The 17,977-nt window shown below is 66.3% G+C and carries 16 protein-coding genes and 1 tRNA gene; 3 read left to right on the top strand and 14 right to left on the bottom strand.

What is annotated here, in order from left to right; translation table 11 throughout:
- Nucleotides 1-3: 3 nt before the first annotated feature.
- From nuoH to C1924_RS13535, 12 genes are all read right to left on the bottom strand, one after another.
- Nucleotides 4-1,098 (bottom strand): NADH-quinone oxidoreductase subunit NuoH, encoded by a 1,095-nt coding sequence (nuoH, locus tag C1924_RS13480; protein WP_108765758.1) that lies wholly within the window; start codon nt 1,096-1,098, stop codon nt 4-6.
- Entirely contained in the window at nt 1,095-3,329 is a 2,235-nt protein-coding gene (nuoG, locus tag C1924_RS13485) for an NADH-quinone oxidoreductase subunit NuoG (RefSeq protein ID WP_108765759.1), read from the bottom strand. The genes nuoH and nuoG overlap by 4 nt, the downstream gene beginning before the upstream one ends.
- Complete coding sequence (nuoF, locus tag C1924_RS13490) at nt 3,326-4,666, bottom strand: NADH-quinone oxidoreductase subunit NuoF (protein ID WP_108765760.1); 1,341 nt, start codon at nt 4,664-4,666, stop codon at nt 3,326-3,328. Before nuoF ends, nuoG begins: the two co-directional genes overlap by 4 nt.
- A 4-nt stretch (nt 4,667-4,670) precedes the next feature.
- On the bottom strand, nt 4,671-5,198 hold the full coding sequence (gene nuoE, locus C1924_RS13495) for an NADH-quinone oxidoreductase subunit NuoE (protein WP_108750221.1): 528 nt from the start codon (nt 5,196-5,198) through the stop codon (nt 4,671-4,673).
- 97 nt (nt 5,199-5,295) lie between these two features.
- Nucleotides 5,296-6,603 carry an NADH-quinone oxidoreductase subunit D gene (locus C1924_RS13500; RefSeq protein WP_108765761.1) on the bottom strand — a complete coding sequence of 436 codons (1,308 nt, stop codon included), beginning with the start codon at nt 6,601-6,603 and terminating at the stop codon, nt 5,296-5,298.
- On the bottom strand, nt 6,600-7,349 hold the full coding sequence (locus tag C1924_RS13505; protein WP_108765762.1) for an NADH-quinone oxidoreductase subunit C: 750 nt from the start codon (nt 7,347-7,349) through the stop codon (nt 6,600-6,602). Before C1924_RS13505 ends, C1924_RS13500 begins: the two co-directional genes overlap by 4 nt.
- Before the next feature lie 33 nt (nt 7,350-7,382).
- Nucleotides 7,383-7,937 (bottom strand): NADH-quinone oxidoreductase subunit B, encoded by a 555-nt coding sequence (locus C1924_RS13510; RefSeq protein WP_079222612.1) that lies wholly within the window; start codon nt 7,935-7,937, stop codon nt 7,383-7,385.
- A complete protein-coding gene (locus C1924_RS13515; RefSeq protein ID WP_079222613.1) occupies nt 7,928-8,284 on the bottom strand; it encodes an NADH-quinone oxidoreductase subunit A in 357 nt (118 codons plus the stop codon). Before C1924_RS13515 ends, C1924_RS13510 begins: the two co-directional genes overlap by 10 nt.
- Nucleotides 8,285-8,394: 110 nt before the next feature.
- A tRNA-Leu gene (locus tag C1924_RS13520) sits at nt 8,395-8,479 on the bottom strand.
- 51 nt (nt 8,480-8,530) lie between these two features.
- Complete coding sequence (gene secG / locus C1924_RS13525; protein ID WP_108765763.1) at nt 8,531-8,968, bottom strand: preprotein translocase subunit SecG; 438 nt, start codon at nt 8,966-8,968, stop codon at nt 8,531-8,533.
- 32 nt (nt 8,969-9,000) lie between these two features.
- Nucleotides 9,001-9,756: a triose-phosphate isomerase gene (tpiA, locus tag C1924_RS13530; protein WP_108765764.1), complete on the bottom strand. Its 756-nt coding sequence runs from the start codon at nt 9,754-9,756 to the stop codon at nt 9,001-9,003.
- Between the two features lie 662 nt (nt 9,757-10,418).
- Nucleotides 10,419-11,369, bottom strand: coding sequence for a 2-oxoglutarate and iron-dependent oxygenase domain-containing protein (locus tag C1924_RS13535; RefSeq protein ID WP_108765765.1), 951 nt, complete (start codon nt 11,367-11,369; stop codon nt 10,419-10,421).
- Nucleotides 11,370-11,551: 182 nt separating this feature from the next.
- Here C1924_RS13535 and C1924_RS13540 point away from each other — a divergent pair, with 182 nt between their 5' ends.
- The 3 genes from C1924_RS13540 to C1924_RS13550 are packed head-to-tail and all read left to right on the top strand — an operon-like array spanning nt 11,552 to nt 15,450.
- Nucleotides 11,552-13,435: a sulfatase-like hydrolase/transferase gene (locus C1924_RS13540; protein ID WP_108765766.1), complete on the top strand. Its 1,884-nt coding sequence runs from the start codon at nt 11,552-11,554 to the stop codon at nt 13,433-13,435.
- A 19-nt stretch (nt 13,436-13,454) separates the two neighbouring features.
- Nucleotides 13,455-14,600, top strand: a complete 1,146-nt coding sequence (locus C1924_RS13545) for a glycosyltransferase family 4 protein (RefSeq protein WP_108765767.1) — start codon at nt 13,455-13,457, stop codon at nt 14,598-14,600.
- The gene (locus C1924_RS13550; RefSeq protein ID WP_108765768.1) at nt 14,593-15,450 is read left to right on the top strand and encodes a polysaccharide deacetylase family protein; all 858 of its coding nucleotides are present in this window, start codon (nt 14,593-14,595) and stop codon (nt 15,448-15,450) included. Before C1924_RS13545 ends, C1924_RS13550 begins: the two co-directional genes overlap by 8 nt.
- Before the next feature lie 79 nt (nt 15,451-15,529).
- Here the strand turns inward: C1924_RS13550 and glmM are convergent, their stop codons facing one another.
- Together glmM and accD are read right to left on the bottom strand one after the other, a co-directional pair.
- Entirely contained in the window at nt 15,530-16,894 is a 1,365-nt protein-coding gene (glmM, locus tag C1924_RS13555) for a phosphoglucosamine mutase (protein ID WP_108765769.1), read from the bottom strand.
- On the bottom strand, nt 16,894-17,769 hold the full coding sequence (accD, locus tag C1924_RS13560; protein WP_108765770.1) for an acetyl-CoA carboxylase, carboxyltransferase subunit beta: 876 nt from the start codon (nt 17,767-17,769) through the stop codon (nt 16,894-16,896). Before accD ends, glmM begins: the two co-directional genes overlap by 1 nt.
- Nucleotides 17,770-17,977 lie beyond the last annotated feature (208 nt).

Genomic DNA, 17,977 nt, shown 5'->3' on the forward strand with positions numbered 1-17,977 from the left:
CACTTAGACGCCCTTTTGAATCACGCCGAAGAACACCATGACGGCGGTAACCGCGATCCACAGAATGGCCAGCGGGATGAAGACCTTCCAGCCCAGGCGCATGATCTGGTCATAGCGGAAGCGCGGGAAGCTGGCACGGAACCAGATGTAGGCACTGGCGAAGAAGAACACCTTGACGAACAGCCACGGTGCACCGCCCTTCCAGATCCAGTCGACCAGCGGCGAGATGTTGCCCAGGTCGACCCAGCCCTGGATGGGGCTCAGCCAGCCGCCGAGGAAGAAGATCGAGATCAGGAAGCTGATCAGGATCATGTTCGCGTATTCGGCCAGGAAGAACAGGGCGAAGGCACCGCCGGAGTATTCGACCATGTGGCCGGCAACGATTTCCGATTCGCCTTCCACCACGTCGAACGGCGCGCGGTTGGTTTCCGCCACGCCCGACACCCAGTAGATGACGAACAGCGGGAACAGCGGCAGCAGGAACCAGTCGAAGAAACCGGAGCTGCCGGCCTGCGCCATGACGATGCTGCTGAGGTTCAGGCTGCCCGAAGCGATCATCACGCCGACCAGGGCGAAGCCCATCGCGATTTCGTAGCTGATCATCTGCGCCGAGGCGCGCATGGCACCCAGGAACGCGTACTTCGAGTTGGATGCCCAGCCGGCCAGGATGATGCCGTAGATGCCCAGCGAGGTCATCGCCAGCAGGTACAGCAGGCCGGCGTTGGCGTTGGACAGCACGATCTGCGAGTCGAAGGGCACCACCGACCAGGCCGCGAAGGCCGGGGCCAGGGTGATCAGCGGCGCGAGCAGGAAGATCGCCTTGTTGGCGCTGCTCGGCTGCAGGACTTCCTTGAACAGCAGCTTGAAGACGTCGGCGAAGGCCTGGAAGATGCCCATGCCCACGTACATCGGGCCGTGGCGGACGTGCATCCAGCCGATCAGCTTGCGTTCCCAGACCACGTAGAAGGCCACCGAGACGATCACCGGCACGGTGATCACCAGGATCTTCAGGATGATCCAGATCAGCGCGCCGATATCACCGAGGCCAAGCAGCCACTGGTGCAGCGGGTCGACCGCGTTCAACAGCAATTCGTTCATGCAGCCACCACCGATACGCGAGCGGCACCCAGCGGCGCGGTCGCGCCGTGGCCCGATTCAATCCAGACCGAACCCGCAGCGACGCGGGCGTCGACCACCACCGGCAGGGTGGCCTTGCCGGCATCGGTGCCGACCTTGGCCATCTGCCCTTCCTGCAGCTGCAGGCGCGCGGCATCGTCAGCATTCAGCACGATGCGCGGGGCGTTGTTCAGCGGATGCGACTGCAGCGCCGGTGCACGACGGACCACCGCATCGGTGCGGTAGATCGCAGCGGTCGAAGCCACTTCCAGGCCTTCGCCGGCAACGGCCGGCTGGGCCGATGCAGCCACGGCAACCGACACCGGGGCCAGGCTGGCACGCAGGCCGGCCAGGTCGGTGAACTCGAAACCGGCCAGGGCCATTTCGCCGCCCAGTGCGCGCAGCACGCGCCAGCCTTCACGGGCCTCGCCCGGCAGCTTGCCGCCGGCACGGGCCGACTGCTCGCGACCATCGAGGTTGGTCAGGGTGGCGTCGATTTCCGGCAGCGCGCCGATCGGCAGGATGACGTCGGCAACATCACGGGTGGAGACACAGGCGAACTGGCTGAAGGCCACCACCTTGGCACCGACCAGCGCCTTGCGCGCGGCCGGGGCATCGGCGAAGTCCAGGCCCGGTTCCAGGCCGTACACCACGTAGGCCTGGCGCGGCTGCGCCAGCATGGCGGCCACGTCCTTGCCGGCCGGCAGCACGCCGGCGCGGGTCAGGCCCACGGCATTGGCGCCCTGCGGGATGCGGCACAGCTTGGCACCGGTAGCAGCAGCGAAGTCACGCGCGGCAGCGCGGATCGCGGCGGCCTGCGGGTGATTCTCGGCGATGCCACCGACGATCAGCACGGTGTTGGTACCGCCCTGCACTGCCGAACGCAGTTCTTCGCTGGCCAGTGCGTCGACGAACTTCGACGGCGCCACGATCTGCTTGCCGGCGATGCTGAAAGCAAAGTCGAAGTCCACCGGGTTGACGACGTGGATCTTCGCACCCTTGGTGGTCTGCGCCTTGCGCAGGCGAGCGTGCAGCAGCGGCAGTTCGTGGCGGATGTTGCTGCCCAGAACGACGATGCGGTCGGCGCCTTCGATCTCGGCCAGCGGCAGGCCGAACACTTCGGCGGTGGCGGCGTCGGAGAAATCGCGGTTGTTGATGCGGTGGTCGATGTTGGTCGAACCCAGGCCCTTGGCCAGGCGGGCCAGCAGCGCGCCTTCCTCGTTGGAGGTGGACGGGTGCACCAGCACGCCCAGGTCATCACCCTGGTTCGCCTTGAGGATCTCGGCGGCTGCGGCCAGACCTTCGGCCCAGCTCACTTCCTTCCACTCGCCGTTGACCTTGCGCAGCGGCTTGACCGCACGGTCTTCGCTGTACAGGCCCTGGTGCGAGTAGCGGTCACGGTCGGACAGCCAGCATTCGTTCACGGCTTCGTTGTCACGCGGCACGGTGCGCAGCACTTCGCCGCGACGCACGTGCAGGAACAGGTTCGAGCCCATCGCGTCGTGGTAGCCCAGCGATTCGCGCGCGGTCAGTTCCCACGGACGGGCGCGGAACTGGAACACCTTGTTGGTCAGCGCGCCGACCGGGCAGACGTCGACGACGTTGCCGGACAGTTCGGTGGTCAGCGGCTTGCCGTCGTAGGTACCGATCTGCAGGTTCTCGCCACGGTACATGCCACCCAGTTCATAGGTGCCAGCCACGTCGGCGGTGAAGCGCACGCAGCGGGTGCACTGGATGCAGCGGGTCATCTCGGTGGCGACCAGCGGACCCATGTCCTCGTCCGGCACCACGCGCTTGCGCTCGTTGAAGCGGCTGACCGAACGGCCGTAGCCCAGCGAAACGTCCTGCAGTTCGCACTCGCCGCCCTGGTCGCAGATCGGGCAGTCCAGCGGGTGGTTGATGAGCAGGAACTCCATCACCGAACGCTGGAACTTGAGCGCCTTCTCACTGCGGGTGGCGACCTTCATGCCGTCCATCACCGGGGTGGCGCAGGCCGGCGCCGGCTTCGGCGACTTCTCCACGTCCACCAGGCACATGCGGCAGTTGGCGGCGATCGGCAGCTTCTCGTGGTAGCAGAAGCGCGGAATGGAGATGCCGGCCTTGTCGGCGGCCTGGATGATCATCGAGCCCTTGGGCACGACCAGCGACTTGCCATCGATCTCGATGGTGACGTGATCGGGTGGGACGCTCGGATTTACGGGTTGCGCGCTCATGCGGCGGCTGCCTCCACCTTCTTGCCGTCAACCATCGAATGACCGTTGACGATGTAGTACTCGAACTCGTCCCAGAACTGGCGCAGGAAGCCCTGGATGGGCCATGCAGCCGCTTCGCCGAACGCACAGATGGTGTGGCCTTCGATCTGGCCGGCCACCGCCTTCAGCTGGTGCAGGTCTTCCATCGTGGCCTTGCCGGCGACGATGCGCTCCAGCACGCGGTGCATCCAGCCGGTACCTTCACGGCACGGGGTGCACTGGCCGCAGGATTCCTTGTGGAAGAACTGGCTGATGCGGCAGGCGAACTTGACGCAGCAGACGCTGTCATCGAGCACCACGACGGCACCCGAACCCAGGCCGGAGCCCAGCGCGCGGATGGTGTCGTAGTCCATCGGCAGGCCCTTCAGCTCGGCCGCGGTCAGCACCGGCATGGACACGCCGCCCGGAATCGCGCCCTTCAGGGTGCGGCCCGGACGCAGGCCACCGGCCATTTCCAGCAGGTCGTCGAAGGTGGTGCCCAGCGGCACTTCAAAGTTGCCGCCGTTCTGCACGCAGCCGGAGACCGAGAAGCACTTCGGGCCGCCGTTGGCGGTCAGGCTCAGGCCCTTGAACCACTCCGGACCGTTGCGGATGATCGCCGGCACCGAACCGTAGGTTTCGGTGTTGTTGATCGTCGACGGCTTGCCGTACAGGCCGAAGTTCGCCGGGAACGGCGGCTTGTAGCGCGGCTGGCCCTTCTTGCCTTCCAGCGATTCCATCAGCGCGGTTTCTTCACCGCAGATGTAGGCGCCGGCGCCCAGGGCACCGTAGATGTCGATGTCCACGCCCGAGCCCATCACGTTCTTGCCCAGCCAGCCGTTGGCATAGGCATCGGCCAGGGCCTGCTCGAAGTGCTCGAACGGCTCGTGGTGGAACTCACCGCGCAGGTAGTTGTAGCCCACGGTCGAGCCGGTGGCGTAGCAGGCGATCGCCATGCCTTCCACGACCGAATGCGGGTTGTAGCGCAGGATGTCGCGGTCCTTGCAGGTGCCCGGCTCGGATTCGTCCGAATTGCAGAGGATGTACTTCTGCATGTTGCCCTTGGGCATGAAGGACCACTTCAGGCCGGTCGGGAAGCCAGCGCCACCGCGGCCACGCAGGCCGGACGCCTTGACCATCTCGATGACCTGCTCCGGCGGGATCTTCTCTTCGAGGATCCTGCGCAGGGCGGCGTAGCCACCGGTCTTCAGGTAGCTTTCGTACGACCACGGGGTGTCGTAATGCAGGGTGGTGTAGACCACCTGGTGCGGCAGCGGCGCGGGGCCGACCGGACCCTTGGATTCGTGGTGATGTGCCATGCCCTTACTCCAGCCCGTCCAGCAGCTCGTCGACCTTTTCCAGGGTCAGACGCTCATGGTAGTGACCGTTGATGACCATCATCGGTGCGCCACCGCAGCCCGCCAGGCACTCTTCCTCGCGCTTGAGGTAGACGCGGCCGTCCGGGGTGGACTGGCCGTGCTTGATGCCCAGCTTCTTCTCGCAATGGCGCACGATGTCCTCGGCGCCATTGAGCCAGCAGCTGATGTTGGTGCAGATGGCCACGTTGTTGCGGCCCACCTTCTCGGTCTCGAACATCGAGTAGAAGCTGGCGACCTCGTAGGCCCACACCGGCGGCAGGTCCAGGTACTTGGCCACGCCGGCGATCAGCTCGTCGGTCAGCCAGCCCTCGTTCTGCTCCTGGGCCGCATGCAGGCCCTGCAGCACGGCAGAGCGCTTGCGGTCCGGCGGGAACTTGGACAGCCAGTGATCGATGTGAGCGCGCGTCTTGTCGCTCAGCACCACCATCGGGTCGACGTCGCGCGCCGCCTCGAAATTACCTGTCGCCTTCATCGGCCGACCTCAGCGAAATGCATAACGTGAAATTGCAGAAACTGCGGCGCCGGCTTGCGCCGGCTGCCTGCAGCGGGCGTTGGCTTAGCGGACGGCATTACCGGTCAACCTCGCCGAACACCAGATCGTAGGTACCGATCATCGCCACCACGTCGGCCAGCATGTGGCCGCGGACGATCGAATCGATCGACGAAAGGTGGGCGAAACCCGGTGCGCGCAGATGCACGCGGAAGGGCTTGTTGGCGCCGTCGGAGACCAGGTAGCAGCCGAACTCACCCTTCGGCGCTTCCACGGCCGAATAGGTTTCGCCAGCCGGCACGCAATAGCCTTCGCTGAACAGTTTGAAGTGGTGGATCAGCGCTTCCATGTCGTCCTTCATGTCCTCACGCCGGGGCGGAGCGACCTTGAAGTTCTTCACCATCACCGGGCCCGGGTTGGCCTTCAGCCACGCCACGCACTGCTTGATGATGCGGTTGGATTCGCGCATTTCGGCAACGCGGACCAGGTAGCGGTCGTAGCAGTCGCCTTCCTTGCCCAGCGGGATGTCGAAATCGACGGCGTCGTACTTGGCGTACGGACGCTTCTTGCGCAGGTCCCAGGCAATGCCCGAGCCGCGCAGCATCACGCCGGTCATGCCCCACTGGTGGGCCAGTTCCGGGCTGACCACGCCGATGCCGACCGTACGCTGCTTCCAGATACGGTTGTCGGTCAGCAGGGTTTCGTATTCGTCGACGCGACCCGGGAATTCGTTGGTGAAGTTTTCCAGGAAGTCCAGCAGCGAGCCTTCACGCGAAGCATTCAGCTGCTTCAGCGCCTTGCCCTTGTGCCAGCGCGATTCCTTGTACTTCGGCATGTGGTCCGGCAGGTCGCGGTAGACACCGCCCGGACGGTAGTACGCTGCGTGCATGCGCGCGCCGGAGACGGCTTCGTAGCAGTCCATCAGCTCTTCGCGCTCGCGGAAGGCGTACAGCATCACCGCCATCGCACCCAGGTCGAGTGCGTTGGAACCCAGCCACATCAGGTGGTTCAGGATGCGGGTGATTTCGTCGTACATCGTGCGGATGTACTGGGCACGTTCCGGCGCTTCGATGCCCATCAGGGTCTCGATCGCGCGCACGTAGGCGTGCTCGTTGCACATCATGGACACGTAGTCCAGGCGATCCATGTAGCCGATCGACTGGTTGAACGGCTTGGACTCGGCCAGCTTTTCGGTACCACGGTGCAGCAGGCCCACGTGGGGGTCGGCGCGCATGATGGTTTCGCCGTCCATTTCCAGGATCAGGCGCAGCACACCGTGCGCGGCCGGATGCTGCGGGCCGAAGTTCATGGTGTAGTTGCGGATTTCCTGGCGCAGCTCGGCCGGGTTGCTCGCAAATGCCTGGTGGGCTTGATGGAACTCACTCACTTCACTGCCTCCTGCGCGCGCTCACCCTCTGCGGTCTGCAGACGGGCGTCGTCGCGGATCACGCGCGGCACGCCGACACGCGGCTCCACCGAGGTGACCGGTTCGTAGACCACGCGCTTCTTTTCTTCGTCGTAGCGGACTTCGACGTTGCCGATGAGCGGGAAATCCTTGCGGAACGGATGGCCGACGAAACCATAGTCGGTCAGGATCCGGCGCAGGTCCGGGTGACCTTCAAAGATCACGCCGTACAGGTCGAACGCTTCGCGCTCGAACCAGTTCAGGCCCGGCCAGATGCCGGTCAGCGAGGACACCACCGGCAGTGCTTCGTCAGGGGCGAAGCAGCGCAGGTGCAACATCAGGTTGTGCTGGTAGGAGCGCAGCTGGGCGACCACGGCGAAACGCTGGGTCGGCATGTGCTGAGGGCTCGCGCCGTCGGCACCGTTCTCCTCGCTGGGGAACTCACCCCACGCGAAGCGGCCCTGGGCCTTGCCCTCGACGCCACGACTGAAACCCTGCGAAGACACGTCAGCGGTGTCCCATTCGTCAGAGCCATAACCGAGGTAGTCGACGCCGCAGAGATCCACGGCCTGCTCGAAACCAAACTCGTCACGCAGCGCCAGCGCGGTGGCATGCCACTCGGCGGCAGGCACCTCCAGCGTCACTTCGCCGCGGGGTTCGACCACGATGACCTTCGCACCAGCGAAACGTGCGGAGAGTCGGTCGATGAAGGATGCTTGCTCTGCCATGGGGGCTTGGCGCGCTCTTGTAGTGTGGAAGGGTCAGCGGGCGATGGTCTGTGTACGCCAGATCTTCTTCTGCAGCTGCAGGATCCCGTACACCAGCGCCTCGGCGGTCGGCGGGCAGCCCGGGACGTAGACGTCCACCGGCACCACGCGATCACAGCCGCGCACGACAGAATAGGAGTAATGGTAGTAGCCGCCGCCGTTGGCGCAGCTGCCCATCGAGATGACCCACTTCGGATCCGGCATCTGGTCGTAGACCTTGCGCAGCGCCGGGGCCATCTTGTTGACCAGGGTACCGGCCACGATCATCACGTCGGACTGACGCGGCGACGGGCGGAACACCACGCCGTAGCGGTCAAGGTCCAGGCGCGCGGCGCCGGCATGCATCATCTCGACCGCGCAGCAGGCCAGACCGAAGGTCATCGGCCACATGGAGCCGGTGCGCGCCCAGTTCAGCAGTGCGTCGACGCTGGTGGTGACAAAGCCCTTTTCCAGCAGCGGATTGTCGCCTTCCGGCCGCAGGATGTCATCAACCCGCCCTTCCGGGACCGGGTTGTTCATGAGGCCATCGAGAGTCTGAATCACTCCCATTCCAGCGCTCCCTTCTTCCAGACGTAAATGAAACCGAGGAACAGCATGCCGACGAACAGGCCCATGGTGACGAGCGAACGGGCGCCCAGCTCCATGAAGACCTGGGTCCACGGCACGATGAAGATGATTTCCAGGTCGAAGACGATGAACTGGATCGCGATCAGGTAGTAGCGCACATCGAACTTCATGCGCGCGTCTTCAAAGGCCTCGAAGCCGCACTCGTACGGCGAGAGCTTTTCCAGATCGGGGCGGCGGGGACCGAGGAATCGACCGATCAGCATCAGCGTGATGCCGATACCGGTCGCGACGATCAGAAACAGCAGAGACGGCAAATATTCGGCCAGCACAGCGATTCTCTCTTGCCTCTGCCGCCGCGCCTGCAGGCGCTTTGGCATGGGGGAGTGGACGGGAAACAGCCGGCGCATTGCGCGCCAGCAGAACCCGCTTTACTTACAAATGGTGCCCAAGAGGGGACTCGAACCCCTACGACCTAAGTCGCTACCACCTCAAGGTAGTGCGTCTACCAATTCCGCCACCTGGGCAAACGATCACATCAGTCAGATAACCCGATGCGCCGCATATTGTAACCGTCTTCAGTCTTTCTGGGAGCCTTCCGAGGGCTTTTCTTCACCAGAAACCGAAGATTCCGCCTGAGCCGGCACATTTGCAGCCGGAACCGGGGCGGCCGGGACCGCATCGGCCTTCGGAACGGCCGGGAGTTCACCTGCCGGAGCAGCCGGGGTGCTGGCCGCCGGGGCGGACATCAGGCCCAGATCCTGGTCGGCCGCCGGACGGCTGCCGTGACCGGCATACCAGGCCATGAAGAGGCTGATGCCGAAGAACACGACGGCCAGCCACTTGGTCGACTTGGACAGGAAGTTGGACGCGCCACGCGCGCCGAACACAGTGCCCGAGGCGCCAGCGCCGAAGCCCGAACCAGCCGCCGCACCCGAACCACGCTGCATCAGGATGAGCGCGATCATGGCCACAGCCACGAGCACGTAGACGACATTGAGGATCAACATCAGCATTGGGAATCCGCCCTCGGACAATACTTGTAGAGTTAGTTCGCAGCCGCCGCCTGCGCGATGGCCAGGAAGTCCGCGGCCACCAGGGAGGCGCCGCCGACCAGCCCACCATCGACATCCGGCTGCGCGAACAGTTCCCCGGCATTGTCGGGCTTCACGCTGCCGCCGTAAAGAATGGGCAGTGAATCAGCGATTCTAGCATCGATGCGCGCCACTTCGCCACGGATGAACGCGTGGACCTCCTGCGCCTGTTCCTTGCTGGCGGTCTTGCCGGTACCGATGGCCCAGACCGGCTCATAGGCGACCACGGCATCGGCAAAGCCCTCGCCCCCGACCAGGGCCAGCACCGGGGCCAGCTGGGCGGCGATGACCGCTTCGGTCTGCCCGGCCTCGCGCTGTTCCAGGGTCTCGCCGACGCACAGCACCGGCACCAGGCCGGCATGCAGGGCCGCGGCGAACTTGCGGGCGACCAGCTCACTGCTTTCATTATGGTACTGGCGGCGCTCGGAGTGGCCGACCAGGCCGTAGCGGGCACCGACCTCATGCAGCATGGCGGCGCAGACCTCACCGGTGTAGGCGCCCTTCTCGTTGCTGCTGACATCCTGCGCGCCGAACACCAGGCCGGTCTGGCCGAATTCCTCGACCAGCTCGCCCAGGTAGGGCAGCGGCGGCAGGATCACCACGTCCACCCCGCTCCGGGGCAGCCCCGCAGCCACCTGGCCCAGCAGGTCAGTGGCGAATTGACGGCTGCCGTGCAGCTTCCAGTTTCCGGCGACGATCTTGCGGCGCATGAGCGGTGGCTCCTGTATGAAGTCAGCCGCCCATGATACCCGCTATGGCAAAAACCCGTTTCCCTGTAAGCGGTTACATGAAGTTTCAGCGAACGGCGCAGCCCCTCCTAGCGGAAGCAGGTAGAGTCGACTGATAGTCGACTGGCACTGCGCTTGGCCGGGCGGGTGGGCTGCGCAGGGGACGCCGTGAATCCGTCCTTGGAGGCTCGGTCGCCGCATCCATGCGGCTCACGCCCCTGCGCAACCCACCCGCCCGGCCTCTGACACATTCCGGCGGTTCCCCCGCCACGGAAAGAAAAAAGAAGAGCAAGAGCAAAAACAGCATTCCGGCCCGTTCCGGGGTCAGATCCCTCCCCGCAGGAAAAGGGATCTGACCCCTGCCCCACGTCGATCTGACAGATTCCATCCACGCATGGCGTGGATCTACCACCGTCACCGGGAAACTGTCGGGGGTGGGGCGGTGTGGGTTGGCAGGACCGTTGGCGCCATGGATGGCGCCATCGAGCCCCCATGGAAGGGTTTACGGCGTGTCCTGCCAACCCACACCGCCCCGCCCAACCAGCAATAACCCAGAGCCGCTTTGGCTCTGGCTTTCGCCTTGGCCTCTGCGGGTGCAGGGCGCAGCCCTGCAAAGAAAAGGCCGCCTTGCGGCGGCTTTTTCATTACTTCAGCTTGATCTCGCGCAGGCGTTCCTCGAGGAAGCCGTGGGCGGTGATCGGCTCCGGGTACCGGCTCGGGTTTTCCGGGGTGATGCACGAGGGCAGCACGTCGATCAGGAAGTCCGGGTTCGGGTGCAGGAAGAACGGCACCGAGTAGCGCGGCTGGCGGGCCAGCTCGCCCGGGGGGTTGACCACGCGGTGGATGGTCGACGGGTACACGTGGTTGGTCAGGCGCTGCAGCATGTCGCCGATGTTCACCACGATGGTGTCGGCATCGGAGGTGAAGGGCACCCACGCACCATCATGCGACTGCACTTCCAGGCCCGCGGCGCTGGCACCCACCAGCAGGGTGATGAAGTTGATGTCGCCATGGGCGCCGGCACGCACGTTCGGAATGTCGTCGGTGGTGATCGGCGGGTAGTGGATCGGGCGCAGGATCGAGTTGCCGAAGTTGGTCTTGTCGGCGAAGAAGTCTTCCGGCAGGCCGATGTGCAGGGCCAGCGCGGACAGGACGCGCGAACCCAGGTTGTCCAGGGACTGGTACAGACCATAGCCGCGCTCACGGAAGCCCTCGACCTCGCTCGGCCACAGGTTCGGCGCCATCACGTCACGGTACTTGGAGTCGTCCGCGATCTCGCGACCGATGTGCCAGAACTCCTTCAGATCAAAGTGCTTGGAGCCCTTGGCCGTTTCCACGCCGAACGGGGTGTAGCCGCGGGCGCCGCCGCTGCCGGCCACGTGGTACTGGCGCTTGACCTCGTCCGGCAGGGCGAAGAAGGCCTTGAACACATCGTAGGCCGCGTCGATGTCGGCCTGCGGAATGCCGTGGTTGCGGATGCCCGCGAATCCCCATTGGCGGTAGGCCGCGCCCAGCTCGGCCACGAAGGCTTCGCGGTCGCTGTCAAAACGGGTGATGTCGAGGGTCGGGATCTGGCTCACAGCGGTTCCTGGCATGTCGTTGGGTCGAGGGGCCGACAGCGCTCTGCCGGCCAGCCTGAACATTGTGACAGATCGGCCCGGGTACGCCACCGATACATTGAAACAAACCGATACAATGCGCCGCCCGCGCGAGCCGGCGGCCCCGCCAGGCCTGCCGGGCAGCACGCTCCGCCCCCCTGCCCTCCTTCATCTGCACCATGTCCGTCGCCCTGCCCGCCGCCGCCCCTGTCCCGCTTTCCGCACCCCATCGCCGCTGGCAGCGGTTGGCGTGGTGGTCGCTATTCATTGCCGCCAACGCGGTCCTGGCCCTGCTGATCACGCTGGGCAACGTGCCGCTGCGCGACAACCCCGGCGGGCGCCTTGGCCTGGCCTACCTGGCCGTTGCCCTGCCGGGCCACCTGCTGGCGATGGGCGCGCTGGCCGGCGCGCTGCCGCTGGCCATCGGTCTCTGGCCGCGCCGCACGCGCACGTTGACGCTTTCAGCCATCGCGCTGCAGGGCCTCTGGCTCTGCCTGCTGCTGGTCGATGCCAAGGTGTTTGCCCTGTACCGGTTCCACCTCAACGCGATGGTGGCCAACATGGTGTTTGGCGGCGCACTGCACGACCAGGTCAGCCTGTCGTGGAAAACCTGGCTGCAGGTGGCCGGCCTGGTGACGGCGATCTTCGCCGCCGAAGGGCTGCTGGCCTGGGCCTGCTGGAAGCTGCTGTCGCCAGCGCCGCATCGGCGCCGTGTGCTGCAGGCGTGGGCCGTCATCGCCCTGCTGATGGGCGGCGGCCAGGTCGCCACCGCCTACTACGATGCGCTGGGCGAGCGCGCCGTGGTCAGCCAGTGGAACTACCTGCCCTGGGCGCAGCCGATCACCGCCAAGAGCTTCATGCGCCGCCTGGGTGTGCACAGCCAGCAGCCGGCAGGCCTGCCGGATCCGCGCCATGCCCAGCTGCAGTACCCGCTGCAGCCGCTGCGCTGCCAGAGCCACCGCCGCCCCAACGTGCTGATGGTGGTGCTGGAATCGCTGCGGCACGATGCGCTGACGCCGCAGTACATGCCCAACACGGCGGCGCTGGCCGGCTCGGCACGCGTCTACGACCACCATTTCAGCACCGGCAATGCGACCCGCTACGGTCTGTTCGGCCTGTTGTACGGCCTGCCCGGCGGCTACTGGCCGAGCATGCTGGATGAGCAGCGCGGCTCGCAGCTGTTCAAGGTGCTGCAGCAGCAGGGCTACGACCTGCATCTGTACGGCAGTGCGCCGCTGTACAGCCCCGAGTTCGACCGCACCGCGTTTGCCGATGTGCGCGACCAGCTGCACCAGGGGCCGACGGAACTGGATCCTGCCGCGCGCGACCAGAGCATCGTCACGTCCCTGCAGCAGGACATCAGCCGCAGCCAGGCCGCACAGCACCCGTGGCTGGGTTTCGTGTTCCTCGATTCCACCCACGCGCCGTACCACATGCCGGCCGGCTATCCGCCGGTGGCCACGCCGATGGCCGCCGACATCGACTTCCTCACATTCGGCCCGGACCATGACCCGGCGCCGGAGTTGAACCGCTACCACACGGCCGTGCACTACGCCGACAGCCTGGTCGGCCAGCTGCTCGACCAGCTGCGCGCGCAGGGGCTGGAGCAGGACACCATCGTGCTGGTGACCGGCGACCATGCCGAGGAGTTCAACGACCTTGGCCTCAACTACTGGGGCCACAACGGCAACTTCTCCAACCACCAGCTGCAGGTGCCGTTCGTGCTGCGCTGGCCGGGCGAGGCCGGCGGCCACGACGCGCGCACCAGTTCCCACGAGGACTGGGTGCCGACGCTGATGCGCCACGCACTGGGCTGCGAAAACCCGCTGGGGGACTTCAGTACCGGCCATGACCTGCTGGCCGAGCCTGCCGGCGCGCGTTCGCTGGTGGTGGAGAGCTGGTCGCAGCGCGCGGTACGCCACGGCGAGGCGATCTACGTGTTCGACAAGTTCGGCAACGCCACCGCAGTGGGCCAGGACTACCGGCCCCTTCCGCACCAGGCGCCGGACCCCGCCAGCCTGCGTGCCGCATGGGACGCACTCACCCGCTTCCGCAACCGTTGAAATCCAGGACAGATTCACGATGAACCGCCCGTTGCGCATCCTCCATACCGAAGCCGCCAAAGGAATGGGTGGCCAGGAGATCTACATCCTTCGCCACATGCAGGTGATGCGTGCGCGCGGCCATGATGTCGCGCTGCTCTGCCAGCCCGACGCGCGGCTGGGCACGCTGGCCCGCGATGACGGCTTCACCGTGCACACCCTGCGCATGGGGGGCATGGCACGCCTGATGCGCGGCATCTGGTCGGTCTCGCGTCTGGTGCGCCGCGAGCGCTACGACGTGGTCAACACCACCAGCCGGCGCGACACGCTGATCGCCGCCGCCGGTGCACGCCTGGGCGGCACGCCGCTGGTGGTGCGCTCCCGCCACCTGATGAGCCCGGTCAACTCGCTGCTGACCTATACCGGGCTGCCGCACCGGGTCATCACCGTGAGCCGGTTCGTGAAGCAGCTGCTGGCCGAACGTGGCATCGCCAGCGACAGCATCGGCATCGTGCCGCCCATCGCAGTGCCACCGCGCTGGACCGACATCCGCAAGGACGACCCGTGGCAGTGCCTGCAGGAGGTGCGCGCTGAAGTCCGTGCCGAACTCGGCTTCGGCGACGACGACATCGTGGTCGGCTGCGTGGCCGTGCTGCGCGAGCCCAAGGGCCATGCCGACCTGCTGCGCGCGATCGCGCCGCTGTGCAAGGCCAACCCCCGCCTGCACCTGGTGGTGGTCGGCAATGGCGAAGCGGTCATGCAGCGCCTGCTGGCGATGCGCGAGGAACATGGCCTGCAGCAGCAGGTGCATCTGCTCGGCTATCGTGACAGCGCCTGCCGGCTGATGACCGGCTTCGACATCTTCGCCCTCGCCTCGCACAAGGAGGCAGCCGGCACGGTGTTCCTGGAGGCGGCCTACGTGGCCGTGCCGATTGTCGCTACACGTGTGGGCGGCGTGCCGGAAATGGTGGCCGAAGGCAGCAATGCCATCCTCACCCGGCTGGGCGACAATGGCGCCCTGACCGCCGCGCTGCGCCTGCTGGTGGACGACAAGCAGCGCCGGCAGCTGATGGGCCGGGCGGGCTGGGACTGGATGCGCAGCGCGCATGATTTCAGCCCGGCCGGGCATGGCGAAACCACCGAATACTATTACCACCAGTGGCTGAAGGAGCTGGGACATGGCTGATGCGCGAACTGTTCCGGTGCTGATGCACCACCACGTCAGCCCCTCGCCGGGGATGATCACCGTCTCTCCGGAAAACTTCGAGAGCCAGATTGCCTGGCTGGCCGAGAACGGCTGGACGTCGCTGACCCTGGACCAGTACGCCGGCTTCCTGGCCGGCAAGCCGGTCCCGCGCAGGTCCATCGTCATCACCTTCGACGATGGCTACCTGGACAACTGGGTGTATGCGCACCCGATCCTGCAGAAGTACGGCATGCATGCCGTGGTGTTCGTGGTGACCGGCTGGATGGGTGAAGGTGAGGTGCGACCGCATGCCGGCATGGCCGGTGCGGCGCTGCCGGCAACGCCGGACCACCGGGGCTGCGAAGCGGCGATCTTCGAGCACGACCGCAGCGATGAGGTGATGATGCGCTGGAGCGAAGCCCGCGCCGCGATCGACGCGGGTACCTTCGAGGTGCATTGCCACACCCACACCCACACCCGCTGGCTGCGCCGTGACGACCTGGACCGCGCGCAGCGCCGCGCCGGCATCAGCCAGGACCTGGCGATCTCGCGGCAGGTGCTGCAGGACAAGTTGGGCGAAGTGTCCGATACCCTGTGCTGGCCTTACGGCGATTTCGACCAGGATCACATCGAGGTGGCGCGCGAACACGGCTTCCGTTACCTGCACACCACGCACCCGTTCGGTCGCAACGTGGTCGGCGGCGATCCGGAGCGCATCTACCGGTTCGCGATCCGCAACCGCCCGGCCAACTGGCTGCGCAAGCGCATCGCGCAGAGCTACAACCCGTTCATTGCTCCGTTCTTCAACGGCTTCAAGGCACGCAAAAAGAAGATGGTGCCGGGCCCCTGAGCCTCGGCCTGTTGCTGCGCGGAACGAAAAACGCCCCGGTCTCCCGGGGCGTTCTCCGTGTGGGGCAGGCGCCGCCGCCTCAGGCGGAGGCGGCCGCCTTCACTGCCGCCGACAGGCGGTCCAGCGTGTCCTGCATCAGCACGGCTTCATCGGCTTCGACGGTGACCCGCACCACCGGTTCGGTACCGGACGGACGCAGGAACGCGCGGCCGCGCCCGACCACGGCCTGCTGTGCCGCCGCCAGCGCCGACTGCACGCTGTCGGCCTGCACGGTCGCCTTGGCCGAAACGTCGCCCAGCCGCACGTTGACGGTCTTCTGCGGCACCTTGGCCAGCGGCTGCAGGGCCTGGCGCAGGGTCTGGCCGCTGCGGCGCAGCGCCACCAGCACCTGCAGGGCACTGACGATGCCGTCGCCGGTGGTTGCGCGATCCAGGCACAGCAGGTGCCCGGACGCTTCGCCACCGAGCACGCCACCGCCTTCAACCAGCGCCTGGTGCACGTAGCGGTCGCCGACGTTGCTGCGCACGAACGGAATCTGCAGTTCGCCCAGGGCCTTTTCCAGGCCGAAGTTGCTCATCAGCGTGCCGACCACCGGGCCGCGCAGGCGGCCGTCGGCCTGCCACGCACGGGCCAGGATGTAGAGCAGGTCATCGCCGTCGACCGGGTTGCCCTGGTCATCGGCCATCAGGACGCGGTCGCCATCGCCGTCGAAGGCAATGCCCAGGTCTGCACCGGTCTCGCGCACCTTTGCAGCCAGATTGTCGATATGGGTCGAACCCACGCCGTCATTGATGTTGATGCCGTTGGGTTCGGCACCGATGCCGATCACTTCGGCGCCCAGCTCACGGAACAGCAACGGCGCGATCTGGTAGGTCGCGCCATGGGCACAGTCCAGCACCAGGCGCACGCCGCGCAGATCGAAGGTGCGCGGCACGCTGGCCTTGCAGAACTCGATGTAGCGGCCGACGGCTTCGCGCGCGCGCGCCGCCTTGCCCAGCTTTTCCGATTCCGCCGTGGTGAACGGCACGTCCAGCGCGGCTTCCAGTGCCAGCTCGGTCGCATCGTCAAGCTTCTCGCCCTGGGCGGAGAAGAACTTGATGCCGTTGTCGTAGTGCGGGTTGTGCGAGGCACTGATGACCACACCGGCATCCACGCCCAGGGTGCGGGTGAGGAAGGCCACTGCCGGAGTCGGCATCGGCCCCAGCAGCTGCACATCGGCCCCGGCGGCCACCAGGCCGGCTTCCAGTGCCGCCTCGAACATGTAGCCGGAAATCCGCGTGTCCTTGCCGATCACCACGATCGGGCGGCGCCCGTCGTGGCCGCGCTGGTCAACCAGCACGCGGCCCAGTGCATTGCCCAGGCGCAGCACGAAGTCGGCCGAGATCGGGCTCTGCCCGACCCGGCCACGGATGCCGTCAGTACCGAAGTACCTGCGGCCTGCCATCACGCCACCTCCGGCGCCGGCTGGCGGCCGAGCATGGCGAGCAGATCGGACAGGCGATCACGCATTTCACGGCGGTCACAGATCTGGTCGATGGCCCCGTGTTCCAGCAGGAACTCGGAGCGCTGGAAGCCTTCGGGCAGCTTCTCGCGCACGGTCTGCTCGATCACGCGCGGGCCGGCGAAGCCGATCAGCGCCTGCGGTTCGGCGATGTTGATGTCGCCCAGCATGGCGAACGATGCCGACACACCGCCGGTGGTCGGGTGGGTCAGCACCGAAATGTACGGCAGGCCCGCTTCGCGCAGCTTGCCCAGGGCAGCCGAGGTCTTGGCCATCTGCATCAGCGAGAACAGGCCTTCCTGCATGCGCGCGCCGCCGCTGGCGGAGAAGCACACGTAGGGCGCACCGATCTCGACGGCGGTTTCGGCCGCCAGCGCGAAGCGCTCACCGACCACCGAACCCATCGAGCCGCCCATGAAGGCGAAATCGAAGGACGAGGCAACCAGCGGGCGACCCTTGAGCAGGCCGCGCATGGCGATCAGCGCGTCGTACTCGCCGGTGTTCTTCTGCGCGATCTTGATGCGCTCGCTGTACTTCTTCTGGTCCTTGAACTTGAGCAGGTCGGTCGGGCCCAGGCGCGCCGCGATCTCGGTGGTGCTGTCGGCGTCGAACAGGGCCGCCAGGCGGGCACGGGCGCGGATCGCCATGTGGTGACCGCACTTCGGGCAGACCTCCAGGTTCTCTTCCAGCTCGGGGCGGTACAGCGCGCTGCCGCAGCTGCTGCACTTTTCCCACAGGCCCTCGGGGACGCTGCGCTTCTTGCTGGGGGTGTTGTCGGTGCGGATGCCGGACGGCATCAACTTGCTGAGCCAACTCATGCGGGAGGACACTTCCGTTCAGGGCGGCCCGGGGGCCGCAAAGGCGGACAGTCTAGCTCCGCTGCCCCCGCCCGTGCACCCCTTGCGGAGCACGGGCCGGCAGGAAAAAACCATGCTGGGACGTACGTTTAGCGCGGCAACGCCGCGCGGGTAGCGCCATGTCGGTAGTGCCGGCCGCTGGCCGGCAACCCTTGGCGCGTGGCCGGCA

The organism is Stenotrophomonas sp. ESTM1D_MKCIP4_1 (genome assembly GCF_003086895.1).
In the GTDB taxonomy this organism is placed as follows: domain Bacteria; phylum Pseudomonadota; class Gammaproteobacteria; order Xanthomonadales; family Xanthomonadaceae; genus Stenotrophomonas.